The 15,272-nt window shown below is 43.0% G+C and carries 13 protein-coding genes; 1 reads left to right on the plus strand and 12 read right to left on the minus strand.

The window, feature by feature from the left end:
* Positions 1 to 37: 37 nt before the first annotated feature.
* From MHB84_RS29935 to MHB84_RS29980, 10 genes are all read right to left on the minus strand, one after another.
* Positions 38 to 631: a DUF1349 domain-containing protein gene (locus MHB84_RS29935; protein ID WP_076288379.1), complete on the minus strand. Its 594-nt coding sequence runs from the start codon at positions 629 to 631 to the stop codon at positions 38 to 40.
* A gap of 65 nt (positions 632 to 696) precedes the next feature.
* Positions 697 to 1,941 carry an MFS transporter gene (locus tag MHB84_RS29940; RefSeq protein WP_083678822.1) on the minus strand — a complete coding sequence of 415 codons (1,245 nt, stop codon included), beginning with the start codon at positions 1,939 to 1,941 and terminating at the stop codon, positions 697 to 699.
* 82 nt (positions 1,942 to 2,023) lie between these two features.
* A complete protein-coding gene (locus MHB84_RS29945) occupies positions 2,024 to 3,055 on the minus strand; it encodes a zinc-dependent alcohol dehydrogenase (RefSeq protein WP_076288378.1) in 1,032 nt (343 codons plus the stop codon).
* Positions 3,056 to 3,303: 248 nt separating this feature from the next.
* Positions 3,304 to 4,584 (minus strand): aminotransferase class III-fold pyridoxal phosphate-dependent enzyme, encoded by a 1,281-nt coding sequence (locus tag MHB84_RS29950; RefSeq protein WP_076288377.1) that lies wholly within the window; start codon positions 4,582 to 4,584, stop codon positions 3,304 to 3,306.
* 33 nt (positions 4,585 to 4,617) lie between these two features.
* On the minus strand, positions 4,618 to 5,772 hold the full coding sequence (locus tag MHB84_RS29955) for a glycosyltransferase family 2 protein (protein ID WP_076288376.1): 1,155 nt from the start codon (positions 5,770 to 5,772) through the stop codon (positions 4,618 to 4,620).
* 349 nt (positions 5,773 to 6,121) lie between these two features.
* Positions 6,122 to 6,688, minus strand: coding sequence for a TetR/AcrR family transcriptional regulator (locus tag MHB84_RS29960; RefSeq protein ID WP_076288375.1), 567 nt, complete (start codon positions 6,686 to 6,688; stop codon positions 6,122 to 6,124).
* A 225-nt stretch (positions 6,689 to 6,913) separates the two neighbouring features.
* Positions 6,914 to 8,392, minus strand: coding sequence for an Lsa family ABC-F type ribosomal protection protein (locus tag MHB84_RS29965; RefSeq protein ID WP_076288374.1), 1,479 nt, complete (start codon positions 8,390 to 8,392; stop codon positions 6,914 to 6,916).
* Positions 8,393 to 8,924: 532 nt separating this feature from the next.
* Positions 8,925 to 10,625 carry an NAD-dependent malic enzyme gene (locus MHB84_RS29970; RefSeq protein ID WP_076288373.1) on the minus strand — a complete coding sequence of 567 codons (1,701 nt, stop codon included), beginning with the start codon at positions 10,623 to 10,625 and terminating at the stop codon, positions 8,925 to 8,927.
* Positions 10,626 to 10,942: 317 nt separating this feature from the next.
* Positions 10,943 to 11,479, minus strand: a complete 537-nt coding sequence (locus tag MHB84_RS29975; protein WP_076288372.1) for a GNAT family N-acetyltransferase — start codon at positions 11,477 to 11,479, stop codon at positions 10,943 to 10,945.
* A gap of 35 nt (positions 11,480 to 11,514) precedes the next feature.
* Positions 11,515 to 12,351: a MerR family transcriptional regulator gene (locus MHB84_RS29980; RefSeq protein WP_076288371.1), complete on the minus strand. Its 837-nt coding sequence runs from the start codon at positions 12,349 to 12,351 to the stop codon at positions 11,515 to 11,517.
* A gap of 111 nt (positions 12,352 to 12,462) precedes the next feature.
* Between MHB84_RS29980 and MHB84_RS29985 the strand changes: the two genes are divergently transcribed.
* Positions 12,463 to 13,968: an MFS transporter gene (locus tag MHB84_RS29985; protein ID WP_076288370.1), complete on the plus strand. Its 1,506-nt coding sequence runs from the start codon at positions 12,463 to 12,465 to the stop codon at positions 13,966 to 13,968.
* A 90-nt stretch (positions 13,969 to 14,058) separates the two neighbouring features.
* Here the strand turns inward: MHB84_RS29985 and MHB84_RS29990 are convergent, their stop codons facing one another.
* Together MHB84_RS29990 and MHB84_RS29995 are read right to left on the minus strand one after the other, a co-directional pair.
* Complete coding sequence (locus tag MHB84_RS29990; RefSeq protein WP_076288369.1) at positions 14,059 to 14,442, minus strand: hypothetical protein; 384 nt, start codon at positions 14,440 to 14,442, stop codon at positions 14,059 to 14,061.
* A 136-nt stretch (positions 14,443 to 14,578) separates the two neighbouring features.
* Positions 14,579 to 15,184, minus strand: a complete 606-nt coding sequence (locus MHB84_RS29995) for a pentapeptide repeat-containing protein (protein ID WP_076288368.1) — start codon at positions 15,182 to 15,184, stop codon at positions 14,579 to 14,581.
* Positions 15,185 to 15,272: the final 88 nt, after the last annotated feature.

Consider the following 15,272-nt stretch of genomic DNA (forward strand, 5'->3'; position numbering starts at 1 on the left):
TCCCTCCAATGATCAACCGATTGGCAGGGAGATGGGCTTAGAAGCGTGCAGTCACATCCGGACGGGTAAGATTCATCGATAAAAAGTGACAGGTGCATCCCGTTCCAGCTGGTGACTGTCCAACAACTCCAGCCCGAATCTCCCCCTCTATCGGCATGCCGAAATATCTAATTAATTTCCACTCCACCCCATCGGGTGAATAAAAGAATGAAATGCAGTCTTCCACTTTGCGTATGCGCAGATAAGGATTGGTTACGGGAACTTCAACCGAATTGCAATCATCGGATGAACCTTCCTTCGTTACTACCGACACAATGGTAGCTGCTTTTCCATCATACTCAAAACAAAGCTTGCACCAGTTTCGCTCATCTACCATCACCATCAAACATCCGGAATCATACTGATGTTTCATGTCCACGGTTAGCTGAGTCGTCATTTCAAAATCGTTAGGCACCGGCATCGAAAGAAATGGCGCGGTTGCACGGATGTGTTTACCCGCTGGATCCTGGAAAAAGTCCGTATCAGCCTGAGCTTCTACAATTAGAACTCCTTGATCGGTATAAGACCAGGTCTTCGGCTCATTAATCCAGTTCATTTGGTTTCTTGTTTCTGTTGCAAATACGTTTGTCATTTCTATGCCTCCCAGGTTCATTTTCTGTATTATATATTCGTTTCATATACAGAAAACCCCTTCTCCTACATATTTTTGTAAGTGCTGATTGCCTGGGAGTGTTTCTGGGGATCAGGGAGGAATAACATGATGACCATGAGTACGATATAAAGTACAAGAATGACACTGAATAACAGCATGGGGTTATAGTGATACAGCAGCCCTGTCAGGTAACCTGATGGAATCGCTGTTAACGTCATGACGGTCTGCACTGCCGAGAACATATCCGCTTTTTCATGTGTACCCAATCGGTTCATAAGCAGTGAGTCCCGATACGTTTGCAAGATGAAATTGCCTGCCGCCAGTACAATTAGAGTCAGAAATAACATGGCTATATTCCCCACAGGTATCAACAGAAAAAGTATAGCCCCCACTGTACTTAAAATGATCGAGAAACTGACATACTTTTCTTCTGAACGCCGTGTCAGACGCGGGATAATGACTAAATACAAGAGCATGACGGTTACAGCAGTGACAACCGGGATAAATGAAATAATCTGATCATTGAATTTTAACTGTTCCTTGAAAAAAATCACCTGAAAAAAGTTCAACTGCAGGATCAAATTGGAAAGCACCGTGATGAGAATAATCGGTAAAAGCCTCCGTTTGTAGAACGATTTGCCGAAAAGTCGCAGACTGGAAGCTAGACTCTGAATCACCCGGGTTTGGCTATGCATTCCCATAAGTTCCTTCCCTACTGTGGTCTCATCCGTATACCGGTTGCGAATGAAGAACATTACGGTCATGAGAATACCACCGACAAAATAAATACTGGCTAGTGTTGGCACAATGCCAAAATCGGCAATCACTACCCCGGCGATCGGTGTCAGTACTCCAGCACCAGTAATGATCATGTTGAGAATGGCGAATACCTTGGATCGCTTGTGTTCCTCAACATCCTCAATAATTAGACAGTTGAAGGAAACCGTCACAAATTTGGAGGTTGCATTCAGCAAGTAAGCGATCAGAAACAACCAAAAGTTCTGGGAGAAAGCCCAGATGAACATGGGAACACTCCAGGCAATCAAATCAAAAATCAGTGTTGTTCGCTTGCGACCCAGCTTATTCGTGATTGAACCCGCAAATAACTGAAATATAAAGGCAAAATAAAGATTCACCGAATTGATCAAACCAATTTCAATATCCGAAAGTCCGGCTTCCTTCATATATAAGGGAGCATAAAAAAGAACAATCGTGCCCGGAATGGCCCATACCGGTTCAAGTAAGATGGAGTACCGCGGATTTCTCGGCAAATCCTGTAGCAGCTTCAATCGATATCTCCCCCTTTTCTGCGGTGTTTCACCGCTGCGAATTCCTGCTTTTCGCAGCGGCAAAACCGCTGATTCTACATGCTTACAAGATCAGAGCTGTTTTAACCGAATTCATGGGCAATTTCTCTCCGGTACGCAGATGATACCCGATTGTCCCATTGAATGCCTGTTCATAATCACTCAGCAGTTCCGTAGAGGTAACCATTTGCTCCAGTTCCGGAATACTTTGTGCAAATTTCAATGCTGTACTGATCATCGAGTGATTAGCTACCGCACCAATGACACTAATACCATCATTAATTACGGCAGTTGATTTGAACGTCACCTCATAGCTGTCGTCATAACCCATAGGAATGATCTTGCCGCCTTTGGCAATCATCTCAAATCCCACATGAAGCTGGTTACCAACCGCGTCCACTACAATATCAAACTTCTTGTTATTATTGATCTCGTATACTTTATCGAGCGTCAGTTCCTGAGGATAGAACACATGATCCGCGATCTCTGAAGCGAACTCTTTGCGGAATGGATCAACTTCCGTGCCTACAGTAAGCCTTGCCAATCGTTTGCTCACAAGCTGACACAGAGAACCGATTGCACCAGAACCGAGGACCAGTACAGAGTCACTTGGCTTAGTCCCTGCTTTCATGAACGTCTGAAGTACACATCCCAGTGGTTCGATCATCATGGCCGTTTCCCAGCTCATGGAATCCGGGATGGCATAGATATACTTTTCGTCCCCAACAAAATATTCAGCAAAGGTTCCGTGTGTCGTCATCCCTACTTGATAGTCATCAAAATTCTCGCAGTAGATGAACAGTCCTTCGCGGCAATAGGAGCAGGTACCGCAAGATTGCGTGGGATCAACCAATACCCGATCACCTACCTTGAAACCGCGAACTTCGTCGCCAACCTCAATCACTGTACCTACACCTTCATGACCAATAATGGTTCCTTTATTCGCCGGCACTTTGCCTTTGACAATATTCAGGTCTGTACCGCAGATGCCTGAACCATAGATTTTAATTTTTACCTGGTTTGGCTTTTGTATGGTTGGCTCCTCAATATCCTGGTAAGTCACCTGTTTAAGATCCTGATATACGAGTGCTTTCATTGAATATTCCTCCTAGTCGATGTTTTATATAAGTTGAAATAAAGATTTTACACAATCCACTCCGATGACAGAACAACCTTCCAATCGCTGTTATCCCCAGATTTTTTAATTCCTTTTTTTAAAGGAGGAAATCCGGGATAAAGGCGACCGCTCCGCTTTTTCAGGTTTATTCTGTCCTCTCCGTTCACGTGTAAATGAATAGTTCAACTAGTATAATTTGAATAAAATTTTAAACGTTTTCGTAAATCTCAATTCGAAAAGTGTTCCTGTTTCAGAACTTCTTTCCAGTCGGATAGTGTCTGCAAAAGAGCTTCTTCCACCCACAATAATTCTTCCCGGGTATGAGCATCAGAGAAAATAAAGTACCCTTTGGTGAATATTCCGAAGTGGGCCATTCGTTTGACCATAAACTCACGGAAAGGATCGGTATGAAAGTTTTCCTCCGAAATAGAGCTAATGGAGAAACTCGCATAGGTACCCTTCAGCACCAATTGATCGGTTAATCCAAGAAGTACGAGTTCAGCTTCAATCAGATCCATAATCCGAATAGTAGCCTCGCGCCAGCTAGGCCATACTTTAGCGCTTTTCATCAATCTCTCACATGCAATCGCTGCCGCGAGTGCAGTAGTCTCGCTGGAATGGGCGTTGCTGAATCTGACCTGTCCTGATAATGACATCAGATGTTCTGGTCCCATTACGGCTGCGAGTGGCAGTCCATTCGCCATGCCTTTGGAAATGCAGAGCAGATCCGGCCAGATATCATACTCCCCAGCTGTAGCTTGCTTGCCCATTCGAATACCGGAGGTGACTTCATCAAATATGACAATGATATCCAATGACCGACATAGGGATACAACTTGCGCCAACGGCTCACGTTTCCATTCATTTGGACAAAGAACAATGCAGGCGATATCCTCGGGAGAGGATTGGATTTGGGCCTCGATACGCTCTGGTGAGGGCTTATCTATCCAGATTGTTGTGCGTTCGATATCCACGGGGATGCCTCGTTCTTTCGTTTCGCGGCCATAGTACCCATAGGCAGACCAGTCATGCCACCCATGATAGGCCGTCGCGATGACCCTGCTTTTGCCACTTCCCGCACGAGCCAGACGTACGGCTCCACTGACTGCATCGGCGCCACTTTTGGTGAATCGCAATGAGGGGTAGCGGCCCTCAAACCGTTCCAAAATCAATTCAGCGCATTCAAGTTCAATGTCAGCAGGAATCGAATAACTTGTCCCTTTTTTCAGCTGATGGATGATGGTCAGTTGAACTTCATGCCGCGCATGTCCCCATGGCGCCGTACCCATGGCCATCTCACAATCCAACCATTCATTTCCATCGATATCTATAAAACGGGAATTGCGTGCCTCTGCGCAGCATACGGGTGTATATCCCGGAAATAATCGTTCTGGTGCTTTCGCTAACGTACTGCATCCGCTCGGAATAACCTTTTCGACATGTTCCAACCACTCCAGATTCCGTGTAAACCTTACGGCACGATCAAGCGTGCTCTCTTTTGATTTCACCTTTGGTTCCTCCCTGTTTACTTGGTTTGTGAGTTAGCGAACTTTGGAGCCTGGCCAGCAGCCATCATATATGCGATCTATGGTGATAACATTGCCATACAGATCAATAATCAGATCTTTAGCCCGATGAGCATGTCTCATCTCGATCCAGTAACGGTTTTCCAACAACCGGGCGAAATTGTCCACCAGAAACAATAATCGGTTCTCGCTATGAATCAGCTCCTTGCCCAGAACCTGCGGCAGCCAGATAGCTCCATTAGAGTTAAAGCGGTTGGAATAGTCACGTACCTCAGCAACAGGTGCAATGTCAGCTTCCTCCAGCTTGGTCCAGAACGTATCCGCGTCACTGCGAACTTCTGCAAGATCGATACCAACGATCGGCAGATGCTGATATTCACTCTGGCTATCCAGCTGTTCTTTCAGATGACCGAATACGAATGGCCAAACATCGGCCTCAATTTCCCCACCCCACTTTTTCCAGAAACGTGCCAGATTGTTTTTACGGTTGAAGTTGCGATGAATGCCACTGCTCCGTTCCCAGTGATAGGCGAGAATATTCGGATTAATGACCGCATCATATCCGGCTGCCCGTGCTCGCATCTGATAATCAAAATCCTCATATCCGTTAAAGAACTTTTCATCCAGCTCGCCTACCGTTTCATACACTTCCCTCTTCATGCCGAACATGGCGAATACGACAAGCTGAACTGAAAATGTTTCCTTCGGAATGTCTTCAGGCGAAGCGTTCAGAAATAAGTGGCGACCAATTGTATCGGCAAATGCAATACCACAATGCTGCACACCTCCCGTTTGCGGATAGAGTAGAACACCGCCAATCATACCGATCGTAATGTCGCTGTCCATCGTCTCTTTCATCATTGATTGCCAGTTCGGTTGAAGGATCGTATCGGAATCCAGGAAGAAAATATAATCTCCCTCTGCTCGCCGAAGCGCGCTATTGATTGATACGGCACAACCAAGTGGAAAATCATGCTGAAGAATTTCAATCGTTACACCTTCTCTAACCTCTTGTTTCAGTTTCTCCAAATGCTGTAAGACAGCAGAACCGGAACCATCGTTGATAAAAATGATTTGAGTGGACGGGCTTACGGTCCGTAACAATGAGTCCGTGAACAGGTTCAAAATGTTATAGTCCTGGTTAACTGGCACAATAATGGTGTAAAGCATGGAATCCCTCCTGTGGATATGATGGAATGCGTGCAAAAGCGAGTTGAAACGGTATCGCGTTCAGTGCAGATTATCGACCTCCTTGTCGCAAATTCACTGTCTTAATTTGGTAATGATTTGAATCTACTAGAAATTTATATCATTTTTTGTAAGTTTGAAATCTTAAATTCTGAACTCTGTTAAAATTTGAATATGTACTCAAAAGAAAATATGCGCCTTTCGAGAATCGCTGATAGCTCTCCACGCAAAAAAAACACCTCCAAAGTGAGTCCGTATCCAATGACACGACCGACTCCACAATGGGGTGTTATATTGCATTTATTATATGCTGTTATAAGGTAGCGGCTAATTATCTGGCCCTAAAGCCGTGATAGAACGTATCCACAACTAGCGAAGCTGCTGATTTACGAGCAATGTCACCACTTACAACCTGCTGCCACGTCAGAAACAAGATAGAATAAAGCACATCTACAATCCAGTTTTTATTGACATCCTGACGAAAGTAATTCTTTTGCTGCAACATGCTGACCGCATGCAGTATAGGTTCTCTCAGCTTCAAATCTGCTCCCTCAATCTCAGGATTATAGTGAATAGCTGCATCATGGGTAAGGAAAAATATTTTATCACCTAACGGAATGAGCACTTCAATCAGTTCCGGAATATACGTTTCACAGTTTTCCTCATCCAAATGAATGTTTTGCATGGCCTCACTGACCACCTCGATCGCACGCAAGCCCAGATAAACCATCAATTGTTCGCGACTCTCCACGTATCGATGAAGAGTCGCAATGCCGATTTTTGCAGAGTCTGCGATATCATTCATGGATGCATTGGGTTTTTCAATCAGCAGTTTAGTCGCTTCGTCCAGGATAGAATTAAGTCTCGCTTGCTTCATCGATGTCATTTCTTTTTTCAACGGGTTTACACCTCTTGGGGAATATATTCAATAAATTGATTCAATGAACCATCATTTTTGATTGTCTGTGACTATAAAATTATAGCATAGTTGCTCAAAATCCGATGTCTGAACACGTAACAAGCATCACCTATGATTGGTTATGTATTGCAAAGATTGATGTAATGATTAAAAGCCGCCAAGCGGCGGCTCTTAGAATGTATATCTTTTATCTTTCCCTTTTGCTTATAGCTCGATAATTCTTGTTGCAATATTGGCGCAAAATTCACTGTCATGCTCTACAAACAGAAGGGTTGGGGAGTACTCCAGCAGCAAGTCTTCAATTTGCATACGAGAGATGACATCCACAAAGTTGAGGGGTTCATCCCAAATGTGCAAATGAGCTTGCTCACTGAGACTTTTAGCAACCAGCACCTTCTTTTTTTGGCCAGCGCTATACGTTGAGATATCCTTCTCCAATTGCAGCCTGGAAAAATCCAGCTTTCTTAGTATCGATTTAAACAGGCTTTCATCGATTCCCTGCGTGACAGCATAATCCGATAATTGGCCGCCGAGATCAGACGTGTCTTGCGACACATACGAGATCTTAAGCTGGGGATCCTTTCGAAAATGACCTGTATAAGGGATATCCTCATCACAGATCAGTTTAAGGATGCTTGATTTCCCAGATCCGTTTTTACCATAAAGTGCAATACGATCCCCTTTTTCAACTGTGAAACTCACGTCCTTACATACCGTATTGGATCCGTATGCAATCGACACATGTTCCAATTCAACAAGTTCTTTTTTGTGAAAATCCAGTTGATGAATCTGTAGACGTTCTGCACTCTCAATATTTTTCAGAAGTTTGGACTTTTCTTGGATGGCGGATTGCTGCCTCTGCTCAATATTTTTGGAACGTTTCATCATTTTGGCAGCCTTGTGTCCAATATAGCCTTTATCCACCTTTGAACCGGAATTTCTCGTACCATTTTTGGTTCTTTCCACTTCATGCGACCATCCACCCGTCCGTTTGGCAGAATCGGACAAACGTTTGATGTCCTTTATTAACTTCTCATTACTTGCAAGTTCAAACTGATCTTGCCTTTGTTTATTTTCCCACCAAGCGGAGAAGTTCCCTCTCTGAATCTCAATGTTATTTTTATTGATGGACAGGATGTGGTCTACGCTGTTATCCAAAAAAGATCGATCATGTGACACCAGAATAAATCCACTTTTGCTGCGAAGATAATTACTGACGAGTTTTCTGGCATGAATGTCGAGATGATTGGTAGGTTCATCGATGAGCAAAAACCGATTATCCTTCAGGAACAAGGCAGCCAGCATCACCTTCGTTTGTTCTCCGTTAGACAAGGAATCAAAAGGCCGATACAGAATATCTTCCGAAACTTTTAACAGGTTAAGCTCTCGAACAAGCTGCCAGTGTAAATATTCAGGATAGACCTCTTCAATGACATCGAGGGTCATAGCTCCTTTATTCTGAACCTGAAAAGGAAAGTACTCAAAGCTAACATTCGCAGAAATAGTTCCGCTGTATTCATATTTACCAAGCAGCAGATTGAGGAATGTCGTTTTGCCTCTGCCGTTCCTTCCGGTAAAGCCCAATTTCCAATCGGAGTCCAGCTGAAAACTCACATTTTCAAATATATTATCGTAACTGCCATCATAGGCAAAGGTTAGGTTGCTAACGTTAATTAAAGACATAAAGATCATCCTTTTTATGTGAAATATAAAAGTTAACCAACGTGAAATTTACCACGACATGGTCCCTCACTTTATATTTGAACATAATCAGAATTTCAATCCGTTCTTGCGTAATGACATATCCCTCGTGTCAGAGTGATTAGAATATCCTCAAATGAAAAAACGCAAAAAAGCCCCATTCACCGGTGCTTTTTTGCGTTACATCAACCTGACTATGATAAAGAGACTTGGCGTTCAAAAAATTAACACCAAGATAATCTATGCATAGGAGGATAAAGTGCCGGATTCTGATTAGTTATGTTGTGAACCATGTCAGTGTTCATGTTCGTTGACAGGTTCACATAAACATCTACAACCTCTAATTCAGTCATCGCTCTATCCCCCTTTAAAAGCTCAACAATTTAATATCAGAAACTTAACATGGAATACAGCCACGGGTCAAGGCGAGAAATCAAGTTGTGCACCTTTTTGAATCCAAATCCACCTTATCGACCCACAAGAATTTATAGTTACCACGCGCTGTATTCAATTATTAAACTGCCGCATACAGCGGTTTGTACACCGGATGCCACATGGCAGCTTTTACAGCCTCTTCAACGTCTTTCAATTCTACACGCGCAACGCCATCTTCCACTGCCGCCTTGGCGACCGCCACTGCAACTTTGTACGAAACAGCATGCAGCTCTTTCACTCTGGGCAGAAGTGGAGCACCTGGTGCAGAGGAGTCTACCGAATTAGCTACGGCCACTGCAGCTGCGGTGAACATGTTTTTGGTGAATTTCGATGCTTTCGCTACAATCGCTCCTAGACCCAAACCAGGGAACACAAAAGCATTATTGGATTGACCAATTTCATACAATGTGTCATTAAACATGACAGCTTCAAATGGGCTGCCTGTTGCAATCAGTGCTTTGCCATCCGTCCATTCAATCAAACTTCTTGGTGCTGCTTCGGCAAGCGAGGTCGGATTGGACATTGGCATAATGATTGGACGTTCCACATGCTTCGCCATCTCTTTGATAACTTGTTCATTAAAGGCACCTGTCACACCGGAAGTGCCGATCAGGATCGTTGGTTTGATCTGTTTCACAGCTTCCAGCAAGCTGACCTGCCCTTGCTCATTCAACGCCCAATCTTTCACTTCCGCAGCTTTACGTACATATGGTTTCTGGAATTCAAATAGACCTTCCGTCTCATCCGTAAGGATTCCACGGTAATCGAACGCCCAGAAACGGCTCTCCGCTTCCTCCTGCTCAAGCCCTTCTTCCATCATAGCGTCACGAATCTGATCCGCGTTACCAATACCAGCGGCCCCTGGTCCAAATACAAGGACACGATGTTCACGAAGAGGTACACCCGTCACTTGAACTCCGGACATAATCGCCGCAAGTGTAACCGCACCCGTCCCCTGAATATCATCATTAAATGTAAGGAGTTCTTCCCCATATTTCTGTATAATATTTCTGGCATTCACGCTGCCCAGGTCTTCCCAATGAAGCAGGATATCCGGAAACCACTTTGTTGTTTCTTTCACAAAGGCTTCGATAAATTGCTCATATTTTTCCCCGCGAATCCGTTCATGACGGTTGCCCACATACAATGGATCATTCAGCAGTTTGGGATTATTGGTTCCCACATCCAGCACAACAGGCAATACACGGCTTGGATCAACGCCTACGGCTGCTGTATATACCGCGAGTTTACCAATGGCAATTTTAATTCCGCCAACGCCCCAGTCTCCGATGCCCAGAATACTTTCCGAGTCGGTCACCACAATCAAATCCACATCTCCAGCATGTAAACCACTGTTGCGGAAAGCTTCCTCCAGCCCATCCATATCATTAATGGATAAATATAGACCACCTGGTCTGTGGTACTGATGGCTATATTCCTGAATAGCTTGTCCGACCGTAGGTGTATACACAATCGGCAACATTTCGCTAAGATGATCCTTCATTAAACGGTAAAAGAGTACAATATTACGGTTGAACAAATCACTAAGCATGATGCTTTTTCGCAAATTATCCGATTCATTCTGCAATTGCTGATATACTCGACTCACTTGTTCTTCAATATTTAAAACCATCGGTGGCAAGATGCCATTCAGGTTAAGCTCTCTTCTTTCTTCTTCGTTAAAGGCAGTACCCTTGTTCAACATGGGATTGGACAGAACATCCTTGCCTTTCAAAGAGGTTTTCAAGTTTCCATTGGAATCTACAAAAAATGAGTTCATTTACTGATTGCCTTCTTTCATGATGTCTCTTGACGTTTTAACGTCTATTTAATTTAATTTTAACACTTAATAACTTTTAGTTAGTTATAGTTCTTCCGATGACAATTATAAAATATTTTCTATGGCATGTAAACGAACTCATGAAACGTTCATGAATGAAATTCAATTTCATTTCGATAAATAAAATTTATCACTTTGTTATTTTTCAACAAATTCATTTTATAAACAAATTCTCTTGGAATACAAAAAAGCCACGAAACTGCGTGGCTCTATCACCTTTTTTATGGGCTCAATTTTTGGGTGAGTGCTTATAGTGCTCAATACAAATAGCCTAAAAAATCGAGTTCTCCTTCACCCCATGGCATAGTTCCGACTTCTCTAACCATCAAGCCTTCGACCTTCTGAATTCCAACTCCAATTGTAGTTAAAGTTTCATGGTCAATTTTCAACCACTTACATATGTTGTTAACCGTTTTGAACCCATTTTTGCTATACAAGTCCTCATGATCAGCAAATAATAGCACAAAATCAATATGCCCTTTGGACAGCTTCTCCACTTCCGCTAGCAAAAAGGAACCAATTCCTTGAGAGCGATGTGAAGTGGAAACACATAGATCAATGATCCCTAGAACTCTTATTGCTTTTCCATTCAAATTCATCATTCTGTAATCTAATCCTACATGCCCAATCAGTTGATTATCTGAGGTGAATGCTAATATTCTGCCATGTGGAATTTGCTTGAAAAACAAACGGTCCTCCGGGTAGACCTCTGGAAAACTGGCAATAAGCAATTCCTGAAGATGCGTTGACCATTCTTCGTTCAAATCCATATCATAAGCTTTAACTAATTTCAAAACATACCCTCCTGAATTAAATCGATTTCTATTCTTTATTTTGTCTCAGCAACCTTACACACTTCTACATATATCTTGATGATATACTCATCCGGATTATTTTCCGCAAAATAACTGAGCAGATCCATGGCATACACGTTTCCACAGATTTCAAATCCCTCTCGTTCTATATGCTCTTTGATGATTAAATACGTTTTTGGCATGCTTTCATATGATCCTCGATGGTTCATGACAGCATACAGTCCTTTGGGCTTGACTAACATCGATTCGCCAGGAATCGGTGCTTTTATTTGGTTGCAAAAGTAGTCCGGATAGAAGTGTCCTGTCTCAAAACTCTCCTGACAAACTACAGTCCATACCGGAAACTCATATTCGATCATTCGCTCTTCACAATGGTTTCGATATTCGACAAACTTGCGGGTAAACTCCTTGTCTCCATCTCCTCGTTCCAGTCGAACGGCAATAAAATATTCTTTCTCGCATTCTTCAAAAGCCAGACCTTCCTGTGAAGCACTCATAGCTTGTTGTGTCATGACAATGGCACCATTCAAGAGCTTTTGCATACGTTTGATTCGGAGTTGTTCTAGCTCCAGTTCCTTCATTTTCTGTTCAAAAAGCTCGATTAATAAAGGCGTATTTTGATTTTGAATAAAAGACTTAATTTCCTCTAGAGAGCTTCCCGCCTTTTTCAGCACATGGATTACATCAAGTACATAGGTTTGCTGAATACCGTAATAACGGTAACCGTTGGAATTCGTAAACTCCGGCTTTAACAGTCCAATCTCATCATAATGAAATAAAGTATGTTTAGTGACTCCGCAGATTTTTGCAAATTCACTGGTAGTAAATTGTTGTGTATGGTTTCCCGACATTGTACAGGCCTCCGCTAGAATCTATAGTTCAAAATTAATTTGACTATAGGGTTACCCTATAGTTTATGGTTTAAAAATGCAAGTTATCTATTTATATTGTTGGAGGGAAATATGTCAAAGTTAAAACGTTGGATGATTCTTGTTATCGTATCAAGTGCACTATTACTAATCGTGATGGACATGACCATCCTATACACCGCTTTACCTAGCTTAACCCATGATTTAGGTGCATCAGCCTCAGAAAAATTATGGATTCTGAACGGTTACTCCCTCGTCATGGCGGGGCTTCTGCCTGCAATGGGAACGCTTGGGGACCGTCTTGGTCATAAAAAAATATTCACCCTGGGATTGCTCGTATTTTCTGTCGCTTCTCTTACTGCTGCCTTTTCTCCAGTACCGGCTGTACTTGTCATGAGTAGAATTCTTCTTGCAGTTGGCGCATCCATGATGATGCCAGCGACATTGTCGATCATCAGGGTTACCTTTACAAATGAACGAGAACTTGCACTCGCGATTGGTATTTGGGGCTCTATTGCATCAGGTGGTGCGGGACTGGGTCCGATTGTCGGCGGGCTACTGCTTCAACACTTCTGGTGGGGTTCTGTGTTTTTGATTAATCTTCCCATTGCCATTCTTGCGTTTGTTTTCGCCTTAAAAATGATTCCTAAACATCAAGGTGATTCGTCGAAAAAGTGGGATTTCACCAGTTCCTTTCAGATCATGATCGCCATGGTTGGAATCATCTATTCCATCAAGGAATTCACAAGGCGAGAAGGATCTCTGACATTAGCCATTAGCGCAGCATTAATAGGTCTGCTGTCCCTTATGATCTTTATTCGCCGTCAAAATAACAGCACCAACCCGCTTTTGGATCTGTCCTTATTCAATATCCCAAGATTCAGCACTGGCTTTATCACCGCACTGGTCGGGTTGTTTGCGCAAATGGGTGTGCAATATCTGGTCACACAACGCCTTCAACTTGTGGAGGGCATGTCACCGCTTCAAGCGGGACTTTTCACCTTATCTATACCCGTTGCAGCACTCATTGCTGGCCCTATTGTCGGATCCATCATGCATCGTGTAGATGTCGTATACATCAAAAGTTTCTCTCTCTTGATCGCCGGTCTGGGCATAGGGATATATCTGATACAGTTCAATGCAGGGTTTACTGGACAGATCCTTGGTTTAGCACTACTTGGCGCAGGCCTTGGCGCAGGGATGACCGCAGCATCCCATTCCATCATGAGTTACGCACCTCCACACAAAGCTGGTATGGCAGCATCGATTGAGGAAGTGGGTTATGAGCTGGGTGGAGCATCAGGTATTGCCATCATTGGGAGTATGTCTACTCTCGTATACACGCTTGCTATGAGGATTCCTGAAGGCATTAGAGTGCCAGTTAATGTGAAGGACAGTCTGGATGAAGCTCTTATCGCTGCCGAAAGTTTACCTACTGAGTCTGCGGAGTTACTCAAATCTGCCGCCTTTGCTGCTTTTGACCACTCCTTCTTTGTAGTCATTGCAGGATTAACTTTATTTTTACTCGTTGCAGCTCTGCTTATGAGCTGGGTAGCCTTGCGTTTAAAACGCTCAAAAAGAAACGGTGTTGAAACATAATGCATTGCATTTCATGAAGTGCATTGAGGTATATACGATCATGTGGTTTCCAATAATAAATGGAATAATTATTTTAATCGGTATACTCACCTAAGGAAGATAAGCATCCTCCACTTCAACCTTTCGTTCATTTCCGTTTGCTATGTATCTTACGTGAATGACATTTCCTTTCTGGAATTGGGGAATATGTGTAACCGGGATGTATGTTTCTAGAATCGTGGGAAAGGTACGACCGTCAACTTGGGTAACGGTCAAATCCAGTCGTACTCCCGGCCTTCCATCCATACTGGATGAAGTTTGTGTAATGTCATGAATAATCGCTTCTGCGGGAATCCCATCCATTAAAATGCTTTTTCGAAGGTGCTGTTTCTGTTTATTGTTACGGAGCAGTTTAAATACCATAATCATAGTGATTGTGCCTGTTATAAGCCCAAAGCCAATAACAGCAACAATAATAATTAATGTAGTAGTCATAATGCCCTCCTTTTATTTGAAACTTATGTTTATTATTTCTTGTTTATATCTGTTAGTCCTGCAAATTTGCTTGAACTGGAACAACTCCATATCAAAAAAACCGCCTTTATAGGCGGTTTCTTGTTTGTCGTTCAGCTTAATCTACTTTCGCACCATAAGAGCGTACAAACAGAACCGCTTGTTCGCGATCCAAACGTACACCTTTAATATCCAATGATTTCAGATCGATTCCTTCCAGGTTAGCACCTCTAAGATCGGCCCCTTGCAGCTTGGCTCTGCTTAAAACTACTCTTGTGAGATCACAGTCTCTCAGATCTGCTTTGGTAAAATCCGTATCCGTAAAGTCAGCTTCAAAGAAACGAATTCCTCGCAAATCCTGTTTGCCCAATCGGGTATGTCTGAGATTCGTATAAGACCAATCACCCTGACTTAGTGTAATACCATCCATTTGTGCACCTGAGAAGTCCGATCCCGTCATCTTGCAGGAGGTAAATTTGGAAGCGAAAAGATTAGCACCACCAAATAAGCAGTTTTCAAACGCCGATTCTCTATGGATGGAGCCATTCATGGAAGCACCTTTAAAGTCACACTCGATAAAACGGCAGTTGCTTGTCTCGATTTCTTCCATCGAAGCGTTCATAAAGGTACACTGTTTGAAAACACAACTAATGAGTTCTCCATAACGCAAGTCACGTCCTTCAAAATGTACACCTTCATACTCTTGATCCTTATATTGATACATCACGTACACCCCATCTTGTAGATTATCATGTGTTCACCATTAAAGAGCTTTTTATAATATACCATACGGCTGTCAAGTACCTGCTTAA

Origin of the sequence: Paenibacillus sp. FSL F4-0087, from assembly GCF_038020215.1 — a bacterium.
GTDB classification, from domain to species: Bacteria; Bacillota; Bacilli; order Paenibacillales; family Paenibacillaceae; genus Paenibacillus; species Paenibacillus taichungensis.